21 protein-coding genes and 1 riboswitch are annotated in these 23,820 nt (G+C 62.7%); of the genes, 7 read left to right on the top strand and 14 right to left on the bottom strand.

Annotated features, from left to right (window positions below; translation table 11 throughout):
• Positions 1–65: 65 nt before the first annotated feature.
• The 4 genes from ACBR42_RS05375 to ybaK are packed head-to-tail and all read left to right on the top strand — an operon-like array spanning position 66 to position 3,372.
• Positions 66–590 carry a CvpA family protein gene (locus tag ACBR42_RS05375; protein WP_371207428.1) on the top strand — a complete coding sequence of 175 codons (525 nt, stop codon included), beginning with the start codon at positions 66–68 and terminating at the stop codon, positions 588–590.
• A 51-nt stretch (positions 591–641) separates the two neighbouring features.
• Positions 642–2,156, top strand: coding sequence for an amidophosphoribosyltransferase (purF, locus tag ACBR42_RS05370; protein ID WP_110547999.1), 1,515 nt, complete (start codon positions 642–644; stop codon positions 2,154–2,156).
• Positions 2,153–2,902, top strand: coding sequence for an SDR family NAD(P)-dependent oxidoreductase (locus tag ACBR42_RS05365; protein ID WP_371207427.1), 750 nt, complete (start codon positions 2,153–2,155; stop codon positions 2,900–2,902). Before purF ends, ACBR42_RS05365 begins: the two co-directional genes overlap by 4 nt.
• Positions 2,899–3,372 carry a Cys-tRNA(Pro) deacylase gene (ybaK, locus tag ACBR42_RS05360; RefSeq protein WP_371207426.1) on the top strand — a complete coding sequence of 158 codons (474 nt, stop codon included), beginning with the start codon at positions 2,899–2,901 and terminating at the stop codon, positions 3,370–3,372. The genes ACBR42_RS05365 and ybaK overlap by 4 nt, the downstream gene beginning before the upstream one ends.
• 55 nt (positions 3,373–3,427) lie before the next feature.
• On the opposite strand, the gene ACBR42_RS05355 is transcribed toward ybaK, so the two are convergent.
• The 4 genes from ACBR42_RS05355 to xseA form a co-directional block, all read right to left on the bottom strand.
• Positions 3,428–4,153, bottom strand: coding sequence for an OmpH family outer membrane protein (locus tag ACBR42_RS05355; protein WP_102325118.1), 726 nt, complete (start codon positions 4,151–4,153; stop codon positions 3,428–3,430).
• Between the two features lie 124 nt (positions 4,154–4,277).
• Positions 4,278–4,685, bottom strand: a complete 408-nt coding sequence (locus tag ACBR42_RS05350) for a DNA-binding protein (protein ID WP_102325117.1) — start codon at positions 4,683–4,685, stop codon at positions 4,278–4,280.
• A gap of 157 nt (positions 4,686–4,842) precedes the next feature.
• A complete protein-coding gene (locus ACBR42_RS05345) occupies positions 4,843–5,181 on the bottom strand; it encodes a BA14K family protein (protein WP_180967552.1) in 339 nt (112 codons plus the stop codon).
• Positions 5,182–5,250: 69 nt separating this feature from the next.
• Positions 5,251–6,711 (bottom strand): exodeoxyribonuclease VII large subunit, encoded by a 1,461-nt coding sequence (xseA, locus tag ACBR42_RS05340; RefSeq protein ID WP_371207425.1) that lies wholly within the window; start codon positions 6,709–6,711, stop codon positions 5,251–5,253.
• A 68-nt stretch (positions 6,712–6,779) separates the two neighbouring features.
• On the opposite strand from xseA, the gene purD reads away from it, so the two are divergent.
• Positions 6,780–8,060, top strand: coding sequence for a phosphoribosylamine--glycine ligase (gene purD / locus ACBR42_RS05335; RefSeq protein WP_102325114.1), 1,281 nt, complete (start codon positions 6,780–6,782; stop codon positions 8,058–8,060).
• 125 nt (positions 8,061–8,185) lie between these two features.
• Positions 8,186–9,586 carry an MFS transporter gene (locus ACBR42_RS05330; protein ID WP_102325113.1) on the top strand — a complete coding sequence of 467 codons (1,401 nt, stop codon included), beginning with the start codon at positions 8,186–8,188 and terminating at the stop codon, positions 9,584–9,586.
• A gap of 17 nt (positions 9,587–9,603) precedes the next feature.
• On the opposite strand, the gene ACBR42_RS05325 is transcribed toward ACBR42_RS05330, so the two are convergent.
• The 10 genes from ACBR42_RS05325 to ade form a co-directional block, all read right to left on the bottom strand.
• Positions 9,604–10,974, bottom strand: coding sequence for a nucleobase:cation symporter-2 family protein (locus tag ACBR42_RS05325; RefSeq protein ID WP_243705194.1), 1,371 nt, complete (start codon positions 10,972–10,974; stop codon positions 9,604–9,606).
• Positions 10,975–11,044: 70 nt separating this feature from the next.
• The gene (locus ACBR42_RS05320) at positions 11,045–13,546 is read right to left on the bottom strand and encodes a TonB-dependent receptor (RefSeq protein WP_102325112.1); all 2,502 of its coding nucleotides are present in this window, start codon (positions 13,544–13,546) and stop codon (positions 11,045–11,047) included.
• Positions 13,547–14,044: 498 nt separating this feature from the next.
• On the bottom strand, positions 14,045–14,485 hold the full coding sequence (locus tag ACBR42_RS05315) for a biopolymer transporter ExbD (RefSeq protein WP_102325111.1): 441 nt from the start codon (positions 14,483–14,485) through the stop codon (positions 14,045–14,047).
• Between the two features lie 54 nt (positions 14,486–14,539).
• The gene (locus ACBR42_RS05310; protein ID WP_102325110.1) at positions 14,540–14,962 is read right to left on the bottom strand and encodes a biopolymer transporter ExbD; all 423 of its coding nucleotides are present in this window, start codon (positions 14,960–14,962) and stop codon (positions 14,540–14,542) included.
• A 2-nt stretch (positions 14,963–14,964) separates the two neighbouring features.
• Positions 14,965–16,050, bottom strand: a complete 1,086-nt coding sequence (locus ACBR42_RS05305) for a MotA/TolQ/ExbB proton channel family protein (RefSeq protein WP_371207424.1) — start codon at positions 16,048–16,050, stop codon at positions 14,965–14,967.
• Positions 16,051–16,136: 86 nt separating this feature from the next.
• On the bottom strand, positions 16,137–16,799 hold the full coding sequence (locus ACBR42_RS05300) for an energy transducer TonB (protein ID WP_371207423.1): 663 nt from the start codon (positions 16,797–16,799) through the stop codon (positions 16,137–16,139).
• Between the two features lie 607 nt (positions 16,800–17,406).
• Positions 17,407–18,252 (bottom strand): ScpA family protein, encoded by an 846-nt coding sequence (locus ACBR42_RS05295; protein WP_371207422.1) that lies wholly within the window; start codon positions 18,250–18,252, stop codon positions 17,407–17,409.
• On the bottom strand, positions 18,249–18,953 hold the full coding sequence (locus ACBR42_RS05290; protein ID WP_371207421.1) for a hypothetical protein: 705 nt from the start codon (positions 18,951–18,953) through the stop codon (positions 18,249–18,251). The genes ACBR42_RS05295 and ACBR42_RS05290 overlap by 4 nt, the downstream gene beginning before the upstream one ends.
• Positions 18,946–19,812 (bottom strand): site-specific integrase, encoded by an 867-nt coding sequence (locus ACBR42_RS05285; protein ID WP_110548007.1) that lies wholly within the window; start codon positions 19,810–19,812, stop codon positions 18,946–18,948. Before ACBR42_RS05285 ends, ACBR42_RS05290 begins: the two co-directional genes overlap by 8 nt.
• Positions 19,813–19,836: 24 nt before the next feature.
• Positions 19,837–21,537, bottom strand: coding sequence for an adenine deaminase (gene ade, locus ACBR42_RS05280; RefSeq protein ID WP_371207420.1), 1,701 nt, complete (start codon positions 21,535–21,537; stop codon positions 19,837–19,839).
• Between the two features lie 147 nt (positions 21,538–21,684).
• A riboswitch (TPP riboswitch) is annotated at positions 21,685–21,831 on the top strand.
• 102 nt (positions 21,832–21,933) lie between these two features.
• On the opposite strand from ade, the gene thiC reads away from it, so the two are divergent.
• Complete coding sequence (thiC, locus tag ACBR42_RS05275) at positions 21,934–23,775, top strand: phosphomethylpyrimidine synthase ThiC (protein WP_371207419.1); 1,842 nt, start codon at positions 21,934–21,936, stop codon at positions 23,773–23,775.
• Positions 23,776–23,820 lie beyond the last annotated feature (45 nt).

Here is a 23,820-nt window from a genome sequence, read left to right as displayed (position 1 = left end):
AGTGCGACAGATGACCGGGGCCGTGCCCGTTATATGCCTGCCGGCACCCAGCATAATCGGCAAGCATGAACTGGATTGACATCACAGGCATCGCCATTGTCGGCCTGTCGGCAATAGTTGGTGCAGTACGTGGATTCTCGCGCGAAGTGCTGGGGCTTGCCGCCTGGGTCATGGCGACAGTGCTGGCGGTAGCCTGGTATGGCGCGCTGCTACCCTATGCCGCGCAATGGATCAGTAACCACACGCTGGCCGCCATTACGTCCTTCGTCGTGCTGTTTCTGGTCCTTCTTGCTATTTTCACCACGACTGCCCATCTGTCAGGACGGGCGGTACAGGGTTCCATCCTGTCCGGGCTGGACAGTGTGCTGGGCCTGCTGTTCGGGCTGGCGCGGGGCTATATCCTTCTTGTGGTACTCTATGCCGGCATCACTGCCCTTGTACCGCAGGAGGAATGGCCCGATGTGATGCGCTCAAGCCGCATTACGCCCCTTATCGGCACCAGCATGGCCTATCTGAAGGCTTTCTCGCCCGATAACTTCCATGTGCATCTTGCGCAACCCGCCGGGACGCGGCATGACGCGCCCATCTGAACCTTTCGTCGGTACCCGCCGCCTCCGTCCGTCAAGGAAAGATCGCTGACCATGTCCCGCACCCGCCTCCATGCCGCTTCCGACAATTCCCCCACGCAGTCGGAACGCGACGATATCGCCGCCCAGTGGCGACACGATGATGACAAGCCGCATGAGGAATGCGGGGTATTTGGCGTATGGAACATCAATGATGCCTCCGCCCTGACGGCACTGGGGCTGCATGCGCTCCAGCATCGCGGGCAGGAAGCATCAGGCATCGTGTCGTATGACGGCACGCGCTTCCATACCCATAAGGGACTGGGACTGGTCGGGGACGTGTTTGGTGATTCCCGCGTCATGGCCACCCTGCCCGGCCACTGCGCGGTTGGCCATAACCGCTACGCCACTACGGGTGCCACGCTTATCCGTAACGTGCAGCCGCTGTTTGCCGATTTCGAATTCGGTGGCCTCGCGGTTGCCCATAACGGCAACCTGACCAATGCCGAAACCCTGCGCAAGGCGCTGGTGCGCCGCGGCTGCATCTTCCAGTCCACTACCGACAGCGAGGTGTTCATCCACCTCATCGCCATATCGCTCTACGCGAATGTGGTGGACCGGCTGATCGATGCGCTCAAGCAGGTGCTGGGTGCGTATTCGCTTATTGTCCTGTCGCGTGAGGCACTGATTGGCGTGCGTGACCCGCTGGGGGTACGACCGCTCATCCTTGGCCGCATCCGGGAGGAAAACGGCACGGAAGGCGCATGGGTGCTGGCAAGCGAGACCTGTGCTCTGGACATCGTGGGGGCCGAGTTCGTGCGCGACGTGGAGCCGGGCGAGATCGTCATCATCAATGATGACGGCATCCGTTCCCTCAAGCCGTTTGGCAGCAAGCAGTCGCGCTTCTGCGTGTTCGAATACATCTATTTTGCCCGGCCCGATTCCGTCATGGATGGCAAGGCCGTGTATGACACCCGCAAGCAGATCGGCGTTGAGCTGGCGCGCGAAAGCGCGGTGGAAGCAGATGTGATCGTACCCGTGCCGGATTCCGGTGTCCCGTCTGCCATGGGCTTCGCCGCCGAAAGCGGTATCCCGTTCGAACTGGGCATCATCCGCAACCATTACGTGGGCCGCACCTTCATCGAACCGACCGACCAGATCCGCAATCTGGGCGTGAAGATGAAACATTCCACCAACCGCCCCGTACTGGATGGCAAGCGCGTGGTGCTGGTGGATGATTCCATCGTGCGCGGCACGACATCGCGCAAGATCGTGGACATGGTGCGCGCAGCGGGCGCGAAGGAAGTGCATATGCGCATTTCGTCGCCGCCCACCACGCATTCATGTTTCTACGGGATCGACACGCCTGAACGCGGCCAGCTTCTCGCCGCACAGCACAATGTCGAGGAAATGGCCAAGCTGATCGGTGTGGACAGCCTCGCCTTCATCTCCTTCGACGGGCTGTACCGCGCGCTGGGCTACAAGGACCGCAAGGACGCGTGCAACCGTTACTGCGATGCCTGCTTTACCGGTGACTACCCGATCGAACTTGTGGATTACGAAGCCGAACATCACCCCGAACCTGCATGAACGACCAGCCCGCCAGTCCAGACCTGCACGGGCGTACCGCCCTTGTAACCGGGGCCAGCCGCGGGATCGGGCGCGCGGTTGCCGTAGCCCTCGCACAGGCGAGGGCACGCTGCATTCTGGTGGCGCGCACGCAGGGCGGGCTGGAACAGACGGATGATCTGATCCGCCAGCATGCGAAGCAGGACGCCATCCTGCTGCCGCTGGACCTGCTGGATGGCGAACGGCTGGATACGCTTGGTCCCTCCATAGCCCTTCAGGAAGGGGGGCTGGATATTCTGGTCCACTGTGCCGGGGAACTGGGGCTGCTTTCCCCCCTGCCCCATATCCGGCCACAGGACATGGAACGCGCGCTGCATGCAGGACCGGGCGTGACATGGCGGCTTATCCGCACGCTCGCCCCCCTGCTGGAACGTTCGCAGGCGGGACGGGCGGTTTTCCTGACGGACCGCCATGCCCGCCAGCCCGCCCCGTTCTGGGGCATGGTGGCGGCAAGCCGTGCGGCACAGGACGCCATTGTCCGGACATGGGCGCAGGAACTGCCCCCGCACAGCGCCTTACGCATCAACCTGTTTGAACCCGGCATGGTCGCCACCCGCCTGCGCCGACTGGCCATGCCCGCGCTGGATATGGCCAGCCTGACCACACCGCAGGCCATCGCCCCGCAGATCATCCGCCTGTGCCTGCCCGGTCCCCAGCCGCAGGGCTGCTACGTGCAGGCGGTGCCCGAGCCGGAGTTACATGCATGAGCAAGGCAACACCCGCCACCGCCGCACTGGAAAAGGCGGGCATCGCATTTACGGTCATTGAATACAGATATGACCCTGCTGCCGGGCAGACGGGCAACCATGCCGCGGCCTCCATCGGGGAGGAACCAGCAAGGGTATTCAAGACGCTCATGGTTCTGGTGGACGGGAAACCGGCCTGTGTGGTGGTACCGGTGGCCGAGAGCATCAGCATGAAGAAGGTGGCCGCTACATTTGGCGGCAAGTCAGCCGAAATGATGCCGCCTGCCGTAGCCGAGCGTAACACCGGCTTCCGCGTGGGTGGCATAAGCCCATTCGGACAGCGCCGCCGCGTACGCACCGCGCTGGCGCAGGAAGCGCTGATGCAGCCCTATGTCATCATCAACGGAGGAAAACGCGGCTATCTGGTCCGCCTTGCCGCAGCCGATGCCATTGCGGTCACCGGGGGCATTACGGCAGATCTTCTGGCATAAATCATGCCAGCCCTGCGGTATACCGGACCGCAGGGACTGGATGACCGGGTCTGTATTACTCGCCACCGCCATTATCGCTGGGCTGGAACGGCATGACGGGGTACTTGCCGCTCTTGGCAATTTCCTCGGGGTCTTCCGTCGGTCCGGGCAGGTAGACGGTCGGCAGTGCCTGATTGAGGTAGGTCACAACCTGATCGCTGATATCAAGGCTGTTGTCATGCAGGGCGGCAGTGCCAGCCTGCAGCACCATGGTCATGCCCCGTGCCGCGGCAATGGCGCTGACGACCTGCTGCATTTCACGCTGGACCTGATTGAGGGCGACCTGCGCGTCCTCTTCAAGGATGCGGTTACGGTTGCCGAACTTGGTCCGGTCAGCCATCACACGCTTCTGCAGGTCCTGCTGCTGCTCGGGCGTGGGGGCCTTTCCCGCCTTGATGATGGACTGGCGCAGGGCCTGAAGCTGGGCATCCTCCGCCCGGACATCACGCACCAGGGCTTCGCGCCGCGTACCCAGTTCGGTCTGCAGCTTCTGCACGGCCGTGGACTGCGCCATGATCTGCTGTGTGTTGAAAATGCCGATGACAGGTGCTGCGGGCCGGGTACCGGCAGGCAGCGGCTTGAAGTCGGGCACCGGCGGCATGGGCAGGATGGGGGGGCTCTGCTGTTGCTGGTTGCCCGCATCCTGCGCCATGGCAATGGCCGGGGTCAGCGCAAGGGCCGCCCCAAAAAACGCGCCCCGCAGGCGCGCGTGTCCGGTCCGGGCCATAATGCTGCTGCGCATACCTGTCATTATCCGATCCATTATTGTTCCGCTATCGTGGTTTCTGCGTAGCGGATCGTATGGCGAAAGAACATACCCGCACAGCCAAAAAATGCATCTGCCCCGAAATGGGCGTCCTGTTGCGCTACAGCCGCCAGATCAGCGGCGTATGGGAAAGGAAAATAAGGCACAGCCCGCCAAGGAACAGCACCCGGAACCCCCGGTTCGTCCCGGTTTCCAGCAGTTCGTCACGCGTCACGATCTGCATGAAGGAATCGGAAATGCTGCCCCGCGCCGTATCGGACAGACCCGCGATCCTGCCACGCCATTCGTTACGGTGCCGGGCCTGTTCGGCATGGGAGATGTTGGCGCGACGGTAGAGCGTATCCACATACGCATCCAGATCCTCGGTCCGGAACATCACTTCACGCCCGTTGCGCATGGCGGCATGCGGCCCGGCGCGCACAAGGCGCAGGCAGCGCAGCCGCAGCAGCGTAATGCCGATATATTCCGCAGCCTCAGGCAGCGACAGCATGCGCCTGAGGGGGAACATGTGCACTGTCGCCTGTGAATCACCTGTCGTACCGGATGATGTAGGGACGGTCATGGTAGCTCAAGGGTCAACCATCCCCACACGCAAAGTCAATTGGAATATGGCTCTGGTCCGACCATACCCGGTATATGACCCATACGGAATTACGCGGGCTGGTCTAGCGACAGACCCGGCGGCTGCCATCCGCCGCGATATAGGTGCCCGTCTGCGCATCGAAACAGGCATTGGCCGCGCAACTGCTGACCACGGGCGTAATGTCCGGATGTACCGTCGCCCCGATGCTGTTGGCTTCGCGCACGGCATGACCGCACAGGGGCGTGTCAGCCGGGGCGGACGGATCATTGGTCAGGACGACACCCGGTGGGGGTGCCCCTTCTTCCCCGGTCAGGCCGGGAGCGAAACCCTGCGGCGGGATACGTCCCGGCACGGATGCCGCGGCTCCCGCCACGCGCGGGCGGGGCTGGTGCGGCTGATGCGTGCAGCCAGCCAGCGCCATGAAAACCATGCCTGTGGCGTATAGTCGTGTCCATCGTGTCATGCTGTCATATGCCTTGTCCGTAATGCGTTACAGATCGAGAATCTGCTGCGCGGCCTCACCCGATGGCAGGGGACGGGCGGCAACCTTTCCATCGGCGAAGGTCAGGACGACCTGTGCTGCCCTGCGCGCCTGCGCCGCCTGCGAAAGTGGCTTGCCCTTCCGATCCGTCACCAGCACGTAACCCCGTTCCAGCACGGCCTGCGGAGAGAGGGAAGCCAGTCGCCCACCCTCTCCCGCAAGGCGGCTGGCGCAGGCGCGCAGTTGTGACACCAGCACCGCAGGCGGTACACGCAGGCCGCCCAGCGTGGCTTCGCGCCGGTTGATGTACGCCGTCATCGCCTGCAGGCACGCCGTATCCACACGGGCAAGGTCCGCGCTGCGCAGCGCCAGGATCATCTGCGGGGCGGGCAGCCGGTCGGATGCGCTGCGCAGGCTGGCGCGCAGGTGGCGCATATGGGTGAGCAACGCCAGATCCAGCCGGTAACTCCGGTCATCCAGCCGCCGCCGGGCGCCCTCCACCACGGCGGGCAGGTCCGGCAGGCTGGCTGCCGCCCGGTCAAGACGCGCCCGGGCCAGTTGCAGGCTGCGCGCAAGACCGCTGCGCAGGCGGGCCTCACGCTGTGTCAGGCCGGCCTCAAGCTCCATGCGGACCGGCACCGCCATTTCCGCCGCCGCCGTGGGGGTTGGGGCACGGCAGTCGGATACAAAATCGATCAGGGTGGTATCCGTCTCATGACCGACGGCGGAAATGAGCGGAATGCGGCAGGCTGCCACCGCACGCAGCACGACTTCGTCGTTGAACGCCATGAGGTCTTCCAGCGAACCCCCGCCACGCGCCACGATCAGCACATCGGGACGGGGCACGCTTCCCCTGCCGTCAACAGCATCGAAACCGGCAATCGCATGGGCGATCCGTTCCGCCGCGCCTTCTCCCTGCACCGGCACCGGCCAGACCAGAACCGGAAGGGGAAAGCGGCGGGCAATGGTGGTGCGGATATCATGCAGCACCGCACCCTGCGCCGATGTCACCACGCCGATGACACGGGGCAGGAAGGGCAGCGCCCGCTTGCGCCCGGCATCGAACAGCCCTTCGGCCGCCAGCCGCAGCCGCAGGCGTTCAATGCGGGCCAGCAACGCCCCCTCGCCCGCATATTCCAGCCGGTCGATCACCATCTGGTATGATGACCGCTCGCCGTACGCGGAAATCTTGCCCGTGGCGATGACTTCCAGCCCGTTTTCGGGTTTCAGCCCGAGGCGCGAGACCGTCCCGCGCCAAACGACGGAGGACAGCTTGCCCCCTTCATCCTTGAGCGAGAAATACAGATGCCCCGACGGGTAGCGCTTGAATTCGGTAATCTCGCCCCGCACGCGGATACGGCCGAACGTACCTTCGAGCGTACAGCGGATGGCGCCCGAAATTTCGGAAACCGAAAATTCAGGTGTGTTGCCGCCCATGATGGGCCCCGAGTCGGGAAACTGTTCATCCATTCGCCCAAGGTATGATAGAGACGGCCACCCCGAAAGGGCAGAGATGAAAAACGGAAGGTACGAGAGTGATGCGGGTGCTGCTGGTTGGATCGGGCGGACGTGAACATGCCATGGCCACTGCCATTGCGCGGTCGCCGCTTCTGGACGCCCTGTTCATCGCGCCGGGCAATCCGGGCACGGCTGCGCTGGGCACGAACTGCGCCGTGCGCGCGGATGACGTACCCGGACTGATCGCGCTGGCGCGGCGTGAGCGCATCGACCTTGTCATTCCCGGCCCCGAAGCACCGCTGGTCGCAGGAATCGCCGATGCCTGCCGCGAAGCTGGCATTGCCTGTGCCGGACCCACGCAGGCGGCGGCGGCACTGGAAGGCAGCAAGACCTTCACCAAGGAAATATGCGACGCGGCGGGCATTCCCACAGCAGGCTGGGCACGATTCGACGCGGCACGGCCCGCGCTGGATTACGTGCGCCGCCACGGCGCGCCCGTTGTGGTCAAGGCAGACGGACTTGCCGCGGGCAAGGGCGTTGTCGTCGCGCAGAGTGTCGCGGAAGCCGAACAGGCGATCACCGACATGATGACGGACGGCACGCTGGGTCAGGCAGGCCACAGCGTGGTGATCGAGGACTGCCTGATCGGCGATGAGGTCTCGCTGTTCGCTTTCTGCGCCGGGGAAACCGCCGTGCTGATTGGCGCCGCGCAGGACCACAAGCGTATTGGCGATGGCGATACCGGCCCCAACACCGGCGGCATGGGCGCGGTCTCGCCCCCCACCGGCTTCGACCGCGACCGGCAGGAAGCCGCCCTTGACCTGCTGGTGCGCCCCATGCTGCGCGAGATGGCGCGACGGGGCACGCCGTTTACCGGCATCATCTTCGCGGGCCTTATGCTGACACCGCAGGGACCGCAGCTGATTGAATATAATGTGCGGCTGGGCGACCCGGAAGCACAGGCCCTGCTGATCCGGCTGGAAAGCGACCTGCTGGCCGCCCTTGCCGCCGTGGCGGCGGGCGAACTGGACCGGACCGATATCCGTTTTTCCAGCCAGTCCTCCATAAGCGTGGTCATGGCCGCGCGGGGCTATCCGGGCAAACCGGTCACGGGCGGGGCCATCCGCAATCTTGAAGCGGCCGCGGCCATACCCGGCGTGCAGGTGTTCCAGGCAGGCACGAAGCTGGATGATGAAGGTCGCCTGGTGGCTGCCGGTGGCCGCGTTCTGGCCGTATGTGCGGCGGCGGACACGCTGCGCGAAGCCTGCGACCATGCCTATCAGGCCGTAAAGGCGATCGACTGGCCCGATGCCGTCTACCGCCACGATATCGGCCAGCGCGCACTGGCGGCACAGGACTGACCGCGCGGCTTTCGGGCCATCGCCATACCTGCCCCGCCCCGGACGGGTGTTGATGCAGGTGGCACGCTCGCATATCGTTTACCAATCAGAACATATTGCCCCCATCGCCCGAAAAGCCCGTGCCCATGTCTCCCCACGTAAAACCTGTCCTGATCGAAGGCGAAGGCCTGCATGGCGCGGCGCGCGTACGCGCGATGACCGCCGTGGCGCTGTCCGTGCTGCTTGCCCTGCTTGACTACGCCATTGCCAATGTGGCGCTGCCAACCATCGGGGCGGACCTGCATGTCTCACCCGCCTCGGCGGTGTGGATCGTCAATTCCTACCAGTTGGCCAGCGTGGTCTCGCTACTGCCGATGGCGGCCCTTGGCACGCGGATCGGGTTTTCGCGGCTGTGCCAGCTTGGGCTGGCGCTGTTTACCGTGGCTTCCCTGTTCTGCGCCCTGTCCCACACGCTGCTCGTCCTGTCCCTCGCCCGCGCGGTACAGGGCGTGGGGGGCGCGTGCATCATGAGCGTCAGCATTGCGCTGATCCGCTTCATCTACCCCCATGCCATCATCGGGCGCGGCATCGCGCTGAACGGTGTGATGGTGGCGATGGGCGTGGGTGCCGGACCCACCGTGGCCTCCATCATCCTGTCCTTCGCCGCGTGGCCGTGGCTGTTCCTCATCAACATTCCGCTGGGGCTGACCGCCCTTGTGCTGGCGCTGATCTCCCTGCCGCGCACGCCCATCAATCCGTCATCATTTGACGGGACAAGCGCGGTGCTGAACGTGCTGGCTTTCGGCGCGCTGATCATGGCGGGTGATTCCATTGCCCACCACGCGGATACCAGCCGGGTCGTGCTGCTGGCCCTGACCGGGATTGTGGCGGGCTGGCTGCTGGTGCGCCGTCAGCGCGGGCAGGCACATCCCATGTTCCCGGTCGACATGCTGCGCATCCCCGCCTTCCGCATGGGCACGCTTGTGGGGTTTCTGGGCTTTGTTTCGTCAAACCTGTTCATGGTTTCGTTCCCGTTCACGCTTCAGGCCCTGTTCCATTATCCGCCCTCCATCGTCGGGCTGCTCATGACGCCATGGCCCGTCGGCATCATGGCCGTGGCCCCCGTCATCAGCCGACTGGCGGATAAGGTGCCCGCAGCCATCCTGTCCTCAATCGGGCTGTGCGTGACGGCGGTGGGTTTTCTGGCCCTCTACCTTCTGCCACCCGATCCCGGCTGGTTCGACATTGCGTGGCGCATTGCGGTAGCGGGCATGGGATTCGGCATTTTCCAGCCGCCAAACAACCGCATCATGATGGTCACCGCCCCGGCGGGGCGGTCGGGCAGTGCCTCGGGCATGGTCCAGATCGCACGGCAATGCGGACAGGCGACGGGTGCCATGTGCGTGGCCATGGCCTTTGGCCTGATCGCGCATGACGCGGAACGGAGCTGCCTTGGCTTCGGGTCCATTGTCGCCTTTACCGGCATGCTGTGCAGTGCCGCCCGGCTGCTCCCCTTCCGCCCGGCATCAGCCACCGCCACGCGCTGACCCATCCCTGGCCCGGTTCAGGAGCCGGACCGTTCTCCTTTCCCATCCGCCGCATCGGTTTCCCCTGCACCCACCAGCAGGTTCAGGAGAACACCGGACAGGATGCACAGCAGCACGCCGTTGCCCAGCAACAGCCGCCACAATCCGGACAGATGGGTGAACAGGTCAGGGCACGCCATGGGCAGCACACCCAGCCCGATGGACACGGCGGCAATCAGGCCATTACGCGTGCCCTCGAAGGGAACATGCAGGAGTTCGCGCACGCCGCCGATCGTGGTCATGCCAAACATGACCAGCCCGCAGCCCCCCAGAACCGGTGGCGGCAAGGCCGCGATCAGCGCGCCCAGCTTGGGGAACAGGCCCAGCACGATCATCACCACGCCCGCCGCCGCCACAACGAAGCGGCTGCGGATATCGGTTATGGCGATAAGCCCGGTATTCTGCGTAAAGGCATTGTAGGGAAAGCTGTTGAACAGTCCGCCCAGCACGGTGGACAGCCCATCGGCCCGCAGGGCGCCCGCGATGGTTGCATCCGTTACGGGCCGGTCAACCACACGACCTATGGCCAGACAGTTGCCGGTGGTTTCCGCAACAATGATGACCATGCTCAGCAGCATGATGACCACCGGCATAAGGTGGAATTCCGGCAGGCCGAACGCAAAGGGCATGCTGACGGCAAACCATGGCGCATCCGCCACCATGCCATAATGTCCCATGCCACACAGCGCCGCCAGGATGCTGCCCGCGATCAGCCCCACCAGTACGCTGATATTGGCCAGGAATCCCCTGCCCCATGCCTGTACCGCCACCGTAATGAGGATGGTGACAAAGGCCAGCAGCAGGTTCGCAACACTGCCGAAACCGGGCGCACCCGGTGTCCCGCCCCCAATCCAGCGCCCAGCCACCGGAACCAGCGTCAGACCGATTATGGTGATGAGGCAGCCGATCACGACCGGCGGAAAATACCGCATGAGCCGCGCCATGACCGGCGCCAGAAGCACCATCGCCAGCCCGGCCCCGATCACCCCGCCAAAAACCGAGGGTACGCCATAAATCTGCCCGATCAGCAGCATGGATGCCAGCATGGCGAAGGATGACCCCTGCACGATGGGCAGGCGGGAGCCGAATTTCCAGAAGCCGATGCTCTGCACGATCGTGGCGATGCCCGATGTCATCAGCCCGCAATTGATCAGCAACACCGTCTGGGCGGCTGACATGTGCATGGCGGCGGCAAAGATAAGCGGCACCGCCACGGTGCCCGCGTACATCACCAGTGCGTGCTGGAGACCAAAGGCAAACAGCATGCCCGCTGGCAGCATTTCATCAACCGGGTGTGTCGTGCCCGTTGTCACAGTTCCATTCCCCTGCTGCATGGCTTTTTCCGCCATGTGCGATGGTCCTGACACAAAGAACCCCGCCTTTGGAGCAAAGGCGGGGTTCCCCGTGCGCGATTAATGATCAGAAGGAAGTGGAAATGGTGCCTGTCATGGTGAAGCGCGGTTCAACCATGAAAGAGTTGCCATTCGCATAGCGGCCCATGGCCGAGGACGCACCGTAATAGACCGGGTAACCACCCTGGGTGCCAGCGTGATAGATCGCACCCATCGCGCCCGTCCGGACGATGGAGCCGGTCAGGTTGGTGAAGTTCAGGCGGAAGGTGGGCGACTTTGCATACATGAACGGCTTGAAGTGATAGCCAAGCGACAGGGTATCCGTCACGTAGCCGGGAATGCGCTCGCTGTTATCAAGTGCCACGGACTGCGCACCGGTGTAATGCACGCTGCCGTTGGCGAAGAAGCCCTTGTACTTATAGGTCAGGCCGAAATTCGCCATGATATGCGGCGCCATGATCGCCTGCTTGCCCTTCGCGGCATAAGTAATGCCCGAGGTGGGGTCCGTGACGTTCGAATCCTGGGTCGCATGCAGGTATTCAAACGATGCGTACGGGCTGAAACCATGGAACGGACGGGTCGCAACCATGGCGTCGAAACCACGCATCGTCTGGTTGCCCGCCTCGATCGGCATGTACTGGTTCGCACCGATATAGGTGTCCATCAGGCGGTTGGTCACGTTGTAGTTGAACAGCGCCAGATCAAACATCACGTATTTGTCGTGATAGCGATAGCCCAGTTCTTCCTTGATGGAATACTGGTTCTTCAGCATCGACTGACCCGTTACCGGCGTCAGCCACCCCAGATCAACGGCGGACGGCTGGCGGTAGTCCCCTTCGGCATTGATATAGATCTGATGGTGATCGTTGAAGGTATAGCCGATCGAAAGCTGCGGCAGCGGTTCGGTGGTATTGGCGCCATTATGGCCAACGGATGCCCCCGGCGTCAGGTTCTTGCCATAGGTCCAGCCATTGGCGGCTGAATTCCAGCCCTTGTTCCATGCATCGGACATGACGAACTTGAAGCCTGCGTGAATCTGCAGCTTGTCATTGAAATATTTGGCTGTGTCCTGAATGAACAGGGCATGCAGTTCATAGCCCGCATTCACACCTGATACGCCAAACGTCTCGTTTGAATACGTATTCTGGTACGCCGAGGCATTGGGGCTGGGAGCCGCGCCATTCGCCATGGTGTAGCTGAGCGGATAGGACTGGATCGTCTGGTTGTTTTCATACCAGTAACCAACCGAAACGTGGTTGTGCCGGTCGATATCATAACCCAGCTTGGCCACTACACCGACCTGACGGGACTCGTTTTCGAGGAAGTAGTCGGTATAGTTGCGCCCTTCGGATGGGGAGTAGTTGGCGCCGTACGCGGTGTTATTACCCGGCGAAGCATCCCAGCCCTGACCGAAGCTGAAATAGGACTGCAGGTCGAACGTAAACTTGGCGGGCAGCACGACGTGGATCGGCGCCGTCAGGAAGATCTGGTTCCAGTGGTCGTTGTTGTTCTTCCAGTAGTTGTCACTGGTCGGATCGGAATTGCGGCCATAGCCCGTGCCACCGTGCTTGTAGGCTTCGAATGCCGTGCTGTCGGGATAGGCGTCGATGGTGAAATCTTCCGAGTTCCATGACAGGAACAGCCGGGCCGTGGAACCGTTGTTCCAGTCCTTCTGCAGACCGAAATCAATATGCTTGCGCTGGTTGATGCCCGACCCCATCCACGACCGTGCATGCGTGTTGGAGAACGAGAAGTAGCTGCGCAGGCCGGTCTTGCCGATGTCGCCCGATTCCAGACGGATGAATTCACGCGACAGGTTGTTCGTCCCGTAGGAAAAATCCGTCATGCCGCCGAATTTGTGCGATGCCGTGTGCGAATGCTCGTTCATCACGCCACCCGCTGCCGACATGACCGGCAGGTCGGTGCCGGAACTGCCCGGCGTGACTTCGACGCTATCCAGATTTTCGGAATCGATGTCTTCCGCCATGTATTTGGCAGCGGCAGCCGGGGCGCCATCAACCATGAGACCCATATCCAGATCGGTCAGGCCGCGGGTCTGGATCTGGCCGCCTTCCATGCCGGACGAATCAGGCGTGGTCACGTTCATGCTGGGCAGGTTCTTGACGAGATCGAGCGCCGTGCTGGTCGGGCTGCGCATGTCAATGAACTGCTTGCCTACGGTCTGGACCGCATGCGGCGCCGTTTCCAGCCGCATCATGCCGCCGCCACCGTCATTGGCCTGACGGGACCGCGCCACGTTGATGACTTCGGGAGCCTGATGGTTGACCAGCCCGGCGGGCTGCGCGGTAGCGGCTGTCGTGGTGTGCCTGGCGGCAGGCGTCGCACCCGTCTTTGTCGTCGCATGCTGCTGCGCCGGCTGCGTGGTGGTGGTTGCCGCCTGCGCCCAGCCATCAGCACCCGAGGCAATGCAGACCGTGCCCACAAGGCACGACATGGCACGCAGGCGCGTTTTCAGCCCCGGCATGCACAGTCCCGCAAGTCCGGTGCGTCCCCCCGCGTTCCGTACCTGACGTATCACTGCGCTATAGAAATCCCGGCCCGTCTTCATTCATTCCCCCGCAAATCTGTCTGGCGCACCGCTTTTCGGGGCTGCCATACGGTTTTGTTTTCCAGCGGCAGCCATCCCCGTCTGCCTTCCTACCAGCAGGTCCCGTCCTGTTCGGTAATGCTGAAGTAGTTACGGAAACTAAACATTCCGCATATATGTTGACTTAAGAAATACACATGGACACGGAAAGCTCAAAAAATGCAACGGGCTGTTTATCTATCTGACAACACACCGTTGCCGGAAGGGGCAAATAAGCTCTATCCCCCTAAAAAACAAGAAATATTCCATATTCCTGCCATGAATGTTCCTGCGTGACCCAGCCGATCTCACCGTCAACAATGTGTATTTCGTGGCTTTAATGTCACAGGTGAAACAGGCCGGTTGCCTTTAAAATAGGCAGTTTTGACATCTTGCATGATGGTACGAAAAAACGGCCCTTCCTTGCGGAAGGGCCGTTCTGTCATGCGGATTCATACCATTATCAGGAATGCAGAAGCCTTACTGCGCATCCATGAACTGGTCGCTGCCCATAATGCCAAGCTTGCTCACACCCAGGCGCTGCGCATCAGCCAGAACCCGTGCCACAACCTTGTAGCTGGCCAGACGATCCGGATGGATGTGCATCTCGGGCTGGACCGGCTGGGCTGCCGCTTCCGAAAAACGGGCCTGAAGGGCTGCATCATCCGGAACCGGTTCACCATTCCAGGTGATGGTGTTGTCAAAATCGATCGCCACAGTATCCACAACCGGGTCCGGCTGGACAGAAGACGGCGGGGGATTACCCTGCGGCAGGTCGATCGAAACTGAATGCGTCTGAAGCGGAATGGTGATGATCAGCATGATCAACAGCACCAGCATGACGTCAATCAGGGGCGTGGTATTGATATCGACAATACCTTCATCCTCTGTCGTGCTGTCTGAGCCGACATTCATGCCCATGGTGTCTACTCTCCCGAAATTGGCCGGGGATCAGACCCCGGCCGGGAATGGATATCAGCCGTGCGGCTGCTCGGTAATGAAATCGATGTGGACGATACCTGCCTGCTGGCAGGCCGCGATCACACGACCCACACCTTCGTATTTCGATGCCTGGTCACCACGGATCTGGATCTGTGGCTGCGGGTTCTGCGCAGCCACGTGCTCCAGGTGGGACTCAAGGTCGGCATAACTGGTAAGCGGCGTTTCATCCCAGTATGCCTGCCCCTGTGGCGTCACCGCAATGACGACGTTGTTCATCATCGTCCGGGTGGGCTGGTTCGCATCCATCGGGAGGCTGACCTTGATGGTGTGTGTCGCGACGGGGATGGTGATCAGGAAGATGATCAGCAGCACCAGCATGACGTCGACAAGCGGTGTGGTGTTGATGGCCGACACCACCTCGTCTTCATCGCCGCCACCTCCAACTTGCATACCCATGATCAGGCCACCCGGTTATCGATAGTCGTTGTGGTCGGGGAGTTGTCCGGATGGATGGTGATTTCCGAACCATGGCGGTAACCACCCATCAGGATCGACTGCACGTCAGCCGCGAAGTTGCGGATCTTGTCCATGGCGCCCTTGTTGCGGCGCACCAGCAGGTTGTAGCCCAGAACCGCAGGCACCGCGGTGCCAAGGCCGATGGCCGTCATGATCAGCGATTCACCAACCGGACCTGCAACCTTGTCGATCGAAGCCTGACCCGCGATGCCGATGGCGGTCAGCGCGTGATAGATACCCCACACGGTGCCGAACAGACCCACGAACGGAGAGGTCGAACCCACCGTGCCAAGGAAGGCAAGGCCGCCCTGCAGCTTGGTCTGGATCACGTCAACCGAACGCTGGATGGACATGGTGGTCCAGGAGTGCAGGTCGATGGATTCCTGCATCGTGCCTTCGTGGTGCTCAGCAGCCTTCACACCCGTATCCGCGATGTAGCGGAACGGAGAGTTCGCGGGCAGGGCGGCGGCGCCGTCCTTGATGGAACCCTTGGTCCAGAAATCGCTCATCACCTTCTTGGCGGCAGCCATGACGCGGGCCTGCTCGAAGAACTTGGTGATCATGATGTACCATGTGCCAAGCGACATGAAGACCATGATCAGCAGCACGCCACGGGCGATGAAGTCACCGTTGGCCCACAGCGCGCCCAGACCGTAGGGGTTGCCTTCGGGTGCCTTGGGGGCATCGGCGGGAGGCGTCGCATCCGCTGCGGGAGCGGGCGCCGGAGCGGCGGGCGCATCGGCCGGGGCGGCAGGCGCCGCGTCGGTCGGGGTGGGGGCCGCAGGTGCCGAGCCATCTGCCGGGGCAGGCGTCTGTGCAGCTGGGGCATCCGCACCCGGAGCCGGCGTGGCGACCGCGCCGCTGCCATCGGTCGGCGGAGCGGAAACCGCCGGTGCGGGTGCCGTGGCCGCATCGTTCGCGGCCGGGGCGGCATCCTGTGCCAGCGCTGCGAGCGGAGAGGCAGCACACAGCATGGCAGCGAAAGCGGCCGAGGCAACAAGAGTGTGTTTACGATGCAGTCTGATCATTTAACCAAAATCCTCTGGAGCAGGATGTTTTTTCCGAGGCGGCGGGGTGCTGCCGGCCCCCGCCGTGCCTGACCTAACATTCAGGCTCAGTCATTCAGACTGAACGTGATCGTATAGAGATGGTGATATTCCTTGACGGGCACACCATTTTTAACAGCCGGCGCATACCGTGAGCGGCGGACCGCTTTCAGCGCGGCTTCAGCAAACGGTTCGCCACCCTTTACATTGACAACCTGGCAGTTGCTGGTCTCACCGCTGGGCTCCACGTCACAGGCGACGGAGACCACGCCTTCACGACCTTCTTCCGACATTTCCTCCGGATATTCCGGCACCACATGGTTCAGCGGCGACGTTCCGGCCGAATGGTCGGGCACCGGCGGGGCGTTGGACACGGGCGCATCGGACGGCGGCATGGCCTTTACGGGCGGCATGGCCTTCGGCGGCTTCGTGTGCGTCACGCGCATCGGCGGCGGCGGCGTCGGCACCTGAATCTTCGGCGGCGGAATATAGGGCGGCGGCGGCGGCGTGATTTCCGGCGGCGGCGGGGGTGGAGGCGGCGGCGGCGGCGGCGGCTCCTTGATCATGTGCACCTGCACCGGCGGCCGCGGTGGTTCTTTTGGCGCATCAGGTGGTGAGTGAAGCCCAAACAAAAGTGCCATCACCAGCGCCGCTTCGAACACAAGGACAATGGCGAAAATTATCACCTTTTGTAGTGTATTGTCACTCTGTTCCGCATACGTCATACCCATACCTCACTCAGAACGGCATAGTTTTAGGAAGGAATTACTACAAAAATTATTCTAGATGTTCTGATTTCACCAATTTTACTGCGGGAGTATGACCAGATTTCTACGAAACGACTGATGCGATCCGCCTTGTTCTCCCTGACCCGGCCCTGAAGCACGACAACCATCCCTCCTGGCGGAACAGGAGAACACGACCGCCGCGACTTCCGGCAACATGCAGGCAGGTGCCGAAGCACCCGATACATGCCGCCATGACAGGCCAAGCCACTCATTCATCACGTTTTATCCATAAACATTATTAACATCTCGAAATCAACCCCGATTTTATCCGAAATAAACTTATGTGCACGTCATAACTTTGCGAAACATACCGAGGGGGCGGGAAACGGTCCGATGGACCCGTCTTCACCACCGTTCGAAAGATCGCTGAAAAACCGTTCGTTCCAGCTTCATCAAAAAAAAATCCTAGTCAAGCAAAGTGTTAAAAAACGCCCGAAAAAATCTTTCCTCCTTTCCGTGGCCTTCCGGGCGGGCATAATAATATTTCGGATTCGATACGAGTCTGCCGTGGATCAGTATAGGTTGCAACAGATCACATCCCCCGCCACCCTTATTTCTTGGCGAAAACGGATTGCATATCCGGGGCGGCCACATCGGGCACGCCACTGAAGGCCGGAAGGGTTTCGGATGCGTCCTGAAAGGCCAGCGCCTCGCCCTGTTTCACCATTTCCAGACAGGCCGAAAAGGTGCTGCTCCAAGCCGAGCGGCGCTGACCGGTGGACAGGCGCCCCGGCGGTCCCTTCCGCATGGAATCGGGCAGCATGCGTTCAAGCGGCACGCGTTCGCGCGCCCGCGCCAGACAGGAGCGTACCCGCACCCGCGCATCCTCTACCGAAAACAGGTCAAGCTGGACCGGCGCGTAGGCGGGACTCTCCACCGGCATGACGCCCCAGTTGCCATCAAACACGGCAAGACAGCCCCACAGGAATTCGATGCGGTCAACTTCCCACGGCATCGATTCGTCCGTATCGCCGTGTATTGCGCCCCCGAAACCATAAACGTCGTGCCCAAGCTGTTCACGCGCGGCAAGCCATCCGGCAAGGCGGGTGGCGTTTTCCGCCGCAATCAGGCGCGAACGCAGGTCGGCCGCTTCCTGCGTGGCCTGCTGCTGGCGGGGATCATCGACTGGCAGCATGAGCCGCGAGCGCAGCAGCAGAAGGCCCGATGCCATAACCGCCCACTGCGCCTTCATGCCCAGCGGCAGGGACGCATGGATGCGCGCTGCTTCCGCCAACTGGTCGATCAGGGCGACGATATCAAGCTGGCCCAGATCGATTTCGCGCGCCTGCGCCAGTTGCAGCAGATGGGACAGCCCGCCCTGATAGGCTTCCAGCCGGATGACCGGCTCCCCCCCGTCCGGCATGCCACTGTCAAACAGGCCCAGTTGCGCGTTCATGCCAGCGACCGTTCCGACAGCCGGAAGGTCAGGGTTGGGAAATGCTCCTCAAGACGACGCACCACAGGGGTGGGCGCGCCATTGCGGGTAAAGAACCCGTAAACGGCTGCCCGGTGATCGCGCGGCAGGCGGCGACCTGCCTTCAGCCGGGGCAGCAGGCTGACCTGCACCGGCGCTTCGGCTATTCCCCAGTGCGTGCGCAGCCATGCCCGCGCATCGGGATGCGTTGCGCCAAGTTCCAGTATCCGCTGCGGCACCGGCACCAGACGGTGAAAGTCCAGCGGACAGGCCGCACCCGACCGCAGGGCCAGCCGGGCATGACGCACTTCCGCCGCCTCGCGGAACTGGCGGGCCAGTATCCGGCACCCTTCCACCGACAGACCGCTGCGCCCCGGTCCCTTGCCACTGGCGCCGATGGCAAGGGCGAACACATCTTCCTCCACCCGTTCGGCATCGAACGGCCATGGAATCAGGCCGGGGCCGGATGCCTGCGCCACGAACGCATCCATGGCCGCATCGGGTCCATGGACCAGCAGGTGCCACCCCTTCCACGGCGCAGGTTCGGAGGATTTAGGCCACGATGAAAGAGGCCGTCGCCCCCGCCGTGCCGGTGTCCGGCGGGCGGGCGTGGCAGTGGGCTCTTCCTCCGCCACGGCGGGAGGTGGCAGGTCAGCCCAGGGCAGACGCAGGTTTTCAGCCATCGGCAAGCTGCCGTTCATAAGGGCGCAGGGCGCGTGGATCGTGGTAGCGGGTATGGCGGCACAGTTCGGTGGTTTCCATCCCGCGGCGCAGGGCATCAAGGATAAAGCCGGAGCGCAGCGCATGGGCGCTTAACCGGGCGACCGTATCAGGCGGAAGTTCGGCCATAAGCGCCCGGCGCTGCAGGATACGCGTTACGGCATAGGGGGTCAGGGCACGACCGCCTATGCGCTCCCCCTTTGAAATGCCACGGAACAGCGGGCCAGTCAGCCGGTGCGCCACCTGCTGCCACGCCGCATATGCCGCAGCCGGGCAAAGCGTCCGGTCCTGCGCCCGGGGCAGGATGACGGGCTGCGCGCCGCCTTCATCCCGAATCATCAAAACGACCTGTCCGTGGTCTGGCTGCACGTCTTCCACCTGAAGCCCCACCAGTTCGGAACGACGCAGCGCCCCGGCAAAACCGAACAGCAGCAGGCAGCGGTCACGCAGGCCACGCACCCCGTCCCCGCACCGCGCGACCATGGCGTGCAGCATCTCCGGCGTTACGACGGCCGGGGGTAGCGCGGGGGTGGCGGTTTTCTCCACCATTTCGGCCACCGCGTGCTGCACGCGGTGGTCCCTTACATCCCATGGCATTTCATTGAAACGGTGCATCTTGCCGATCGCCGCCAGCCTGCGCCGGATGGTGGCGGGGGCGAATTCCGTCAGGCTGCGCAGATAGGCGGCCACCACCTCCGCCGAGGCGGGAATGGGGGATACGGCCTGCGCCGCGCACCACTGGGTGAAATGCACCCAGTCGGCACGGTAGGCACGCAGGGTGGCCGTGGCTTCCCGCGCGGGGGCCTCAGCAACCGTTGTCATGGACCGTTCCCATCCATGCCTGTGTCAGACCAGCTCCATCCGGTTGACATCCACCATGCCGAAATCGGTAATTTTGAGGTGCGGAATAACCGGCAGCGGCAGGAAGGCAAGCTGCAGGAACGGCTCATCCAGTTCGCAGCCCAGCGCACGGGCGGCGGCGCGCAGGACCTCAAGCTGGTCACGCACGGCCTCGAACGGGGCATCGCTCATCAGGCCCGCAACCGGCAGGGGCATGTCGGCCACGACCTTGCCGTCACGCACCACCACGAACCCGCCGCCGGTCTTTTCCAGATGGTTGACCGCAACCGCCATGTCCGCATCGTTCATGCCGACCACACATATGTTGTGGCTGTCATGCCCGACGGAGGATGCAAGCGCCCCGCCCGACAGGCCAAACCCCTTAACGAACCCGCGTCCGATATTGTCATTATGGCCATGGCGCGCCACCACGCAGATCCGCGCGATGTCCTGCGCCGGGTCCGGCTGGACAATCCCGTCACGCACCGGCAGGTCGGCATGCAGGAAGGGTGTGATGATCTGGCCGGGCAGCAGGCCGATCACGGGACGCTGCGTGCCGCTGCCCGTAATTTCCATGTCCCGTGCCGTCACGGGCGCGGGCAGGTTGATGCTGTCGATGCCAACGGGGGGGATGATCTCACGCGCGGCGAACAGCGCGTCATTGACCAGTCGCCCGGCGCTGATCACGTCCGACACCCGGCATTCGCGCAGATCGTCCAGAAGCACGATATCCGCCCGCCGTCCCGGCGCGATCAGGCCCCGGTCGCGCAGGCCAAAGGCGTTCGCCGCACTGAGCGAGGCACTGCGATATGCCGCCAGCGGTTCCACGCCCAGCGAGATGGCAAGGCGGATCAGGTAATCCAGATGGCCTTCATGCGCGATTTCCAGCGGGTTGCGGTCATCGGTGCAGAAGGCGAAGAACGGGGACGTAACCGGGTTGAGCAGCGGCACCAGCGCGCGCAGGTCCTTGCATACCGATCCTTCGCGGATCAGCACCATCATGCCCTTGCGTACCTTTTCCAGCGCTTCTTCCGCCGTCGTGGCCTCATGGTCGGTGGTGATGCCCGCAGCAAGATAACCGTTGAGCCTGCGCCCGCGCAGCAGCGGGGCGTGGCCATCAATATGACCGCCGGCAAAGGCTTCCAGCTTTTCCATGCATACCGGATCACCATTGAGCACGCCGGGAATGTTCATGAATTCCGCAAGGCCGATCACCTTGGGATGGTCACGATAGGCCAGCAGGTCCGCAGCACCCAGCGTGGCGCCCGATGTTTCCAGCGCGGTGGACGGCACGCAGCTTGAAAGATTGACCCGCAGGTCCATGACCGTGCGCAGCGCCGCTTCGGTAAAGTAATCCAGCGCGGGACGGCCCAGCACGTTCGCCATTTCATGCGGATCGCAGATGGCGGTGGTCACGCCATGGGGCAGGACGCAGCGGTCGAATTCAAACGGGGTGATCAGGGAGGATTCGACATGCAGATGCGTATCGATAAAGCCGGGCACGGCGATGCGGCCATGCCCCTCGATCACCGTGGCGCCTTCGTAACTGTCCAGCGTGCCCACGATGGTATCGCCACAGATGGCGATGTCGGTCGGCAGCAGCGCCCCGGTCACCAGATCGAACAGGCGCACGTTCCTGATGACGGTATCCGCCACCACACGCCCGCTGCCCTGTGCAATCCGATCTGAAATGGCGCTGCCTGTCATACTGTCCTGCTTCCCCGGAAAAAGATGTTGCCTGCCCGCACTCTATCACAACGGCGCGGATGACAAATCGGCACACGGATTCTTTTTCGCCCCGCCTGCCCCGCTTTTCGCAATATCGTTGACAAGGACGGCAGGATTCATGATCCTGAAATGACCAAGGGGAGTCCCGGCAAGGGGCTGAGATACCGCTGGCATGACCCGGTCATGCGCGCGGGGACCCTTCCGGGCGCATGGTGCGTCCCGGGGAACCTGATCCGGCTCATACCGGCGGAGGGACTGGTGCGGACAATCGGCATACCCCTGCTGGCCCCTGTGGCCGAAGGTCATGCGCATACAGGCGCATAGCCCGGTTTTCTCCCCACACCCCCTGTCGGAGAGGAAACGAGGAGCATAGCCATGTCGTCCGTTGCTTCGCCTTCATCTCCCGACCATGTCACCACCGGCCCCATACTGGGGTCCGTCAAGGTCTGGTCATCACCCGTCGGACACGCTGACATCCGCGTGCCCTTTCGTGAAATAGCGCTGGAACCCAGCGCGAACGAACCGCCGGTACGGGTGTACGACACATCCGGCCCCTATACCGATACGACGGCACGCATCGACGTACGAAGCGGGCTTGATCCGGTGCGTGCGCCGTGGATTGCGGCACGCGACCTGCCCACAGTGACACCCCGCGCCGTACGCCCGGAAGACAACGGCTTCGCCCAGGGCGAACATCTGGTCTCCGCCTGCCCTGCCCCCCATGCGGTGCATGAAGGCAGGCAGGGGCAGATGGTCACGCAGTACGAATTCGCCCGTGCCGGCATCATTACCGAAGAAATGATCTACGCCGCCCACCGCGAGAACCTTGGCCGCGCCACCATGGATGCGCACGCGGAAGAACGCCGCGCGGATGGCGAGGATTTTGGCGCGGACATCCCCGCCTTCGTCACACCGGAATTCGTGCGCGCCGAAATCGCGGCGGGTCGCGCCATCCTGCCCGCCAACATCAACCATCCCGAACTGGAACCGATGGTGATCGGGCGCAACTTTCTGGTGAAGGTCAACGCCAATATCGGCAATTCGGCTGTTACCTCCTCGGTGGCGGAAGAAGTGGAGAAAATGGTCTGGGCCATCCGCTGGGGCGCGGATACGGTCATGGACCTGTCCACCGGGCGCAACATCCACAACATCCGCGACTGGATCCTGCGTAACGCGCCGGTGCCCATCGGCACGGTGCCGCTGTATCAGGCGCTGGAAAAGGTAAATGGCGTACCTGAAGACCTGACATGGGAAATCTTCCGCGATACGCTGATCGAACAGGCGGAACAGGGCGTGGACTATTTCACCATCCATGCCGGGGTGCGCCTGCGCCATGTGCCGCTGACCGTCAACCGCGTGACGGGCATCGTCTCGCGCGGCGGGTCGATCATGGCCGGATGGTGCCTGCACCATCACCGCGAGAGCTTCCTGTATGAACATTTTGAGGAAATCTGCGACATCATGCGCCGTTATGATGTCTCGTTCTCGCTCGGTGACGGGCTACGTCCCGGCTCGATTGCGGATGCCAATGACGCCGCACAGTTCGCCGAACTGGAAACACTGGGCGAACTGACGAAAATCGCATGGGCGAAAGGCTGTCAGGTCATGATCGAGGGGCCGGGCCATGTGCCCATGCACAAGATCAAGGTCAATGTGGAAAAACAGCTCCGCGAATGTGGGGAAGCACCGTTCTACACCCTCGGCCCGCTCACGACCGATATCGCACCGGGATATGACCACATCACATCAGGCATAGGGGCCGCCATGATCGGATGGTTTGGCACGGCGATGCTGTGTTACGTCACCCCCAAGGAACATCTTGGCCTGCCCGACCGCAATGACGTGAAGGTCGGTGTGGTCACATACCGCATCGCGGCCCATGCCGCCGACCTGGCCAAGGGACACCCGGCAGCCCGTATACGCGATGACGCCATCAGCCGCGCGCGCTTCGATTTCCGGTGGAATGACCAGTTCAGGCTGTCACTCGACCCGGATACCGCATGCGCGTACCACGATGAAACCCTGCCGCGTGAAGCCCACAAGAACGCGCATTTCTGTTCCATGTGCGGGCCGAAATTCTGTTCCATGCGCATAAGCCACGATCTGAAGGCCAATGCCGAACGCATGGCGGGTATGGAACAGAAAAAGGAAGAATTCCGCAACAGCGGCAACCGCATTTACGTACCCGTTGAGGAAACGGTCACGCCTGCGGAATAACAGCCGCTCCATCCAGCCCGTGCGGCAGATGTCTGCCTGCTGCTG

The organism is Komagataeibacter sp. SM21, assembly GCF_041402665.1.
Classification (GTDB): Bacteria; Pseudomonadota; Alphaproteobacteria; order Acetobacterales; family Acetobacteraceae; genus Komagataeibacter; species Komagataeibacter saccharivorans.
Note: the sequence above shows the minus strand (reverse complement) of the source record. Positions and strands in the feature narration are given on the sequence as shown.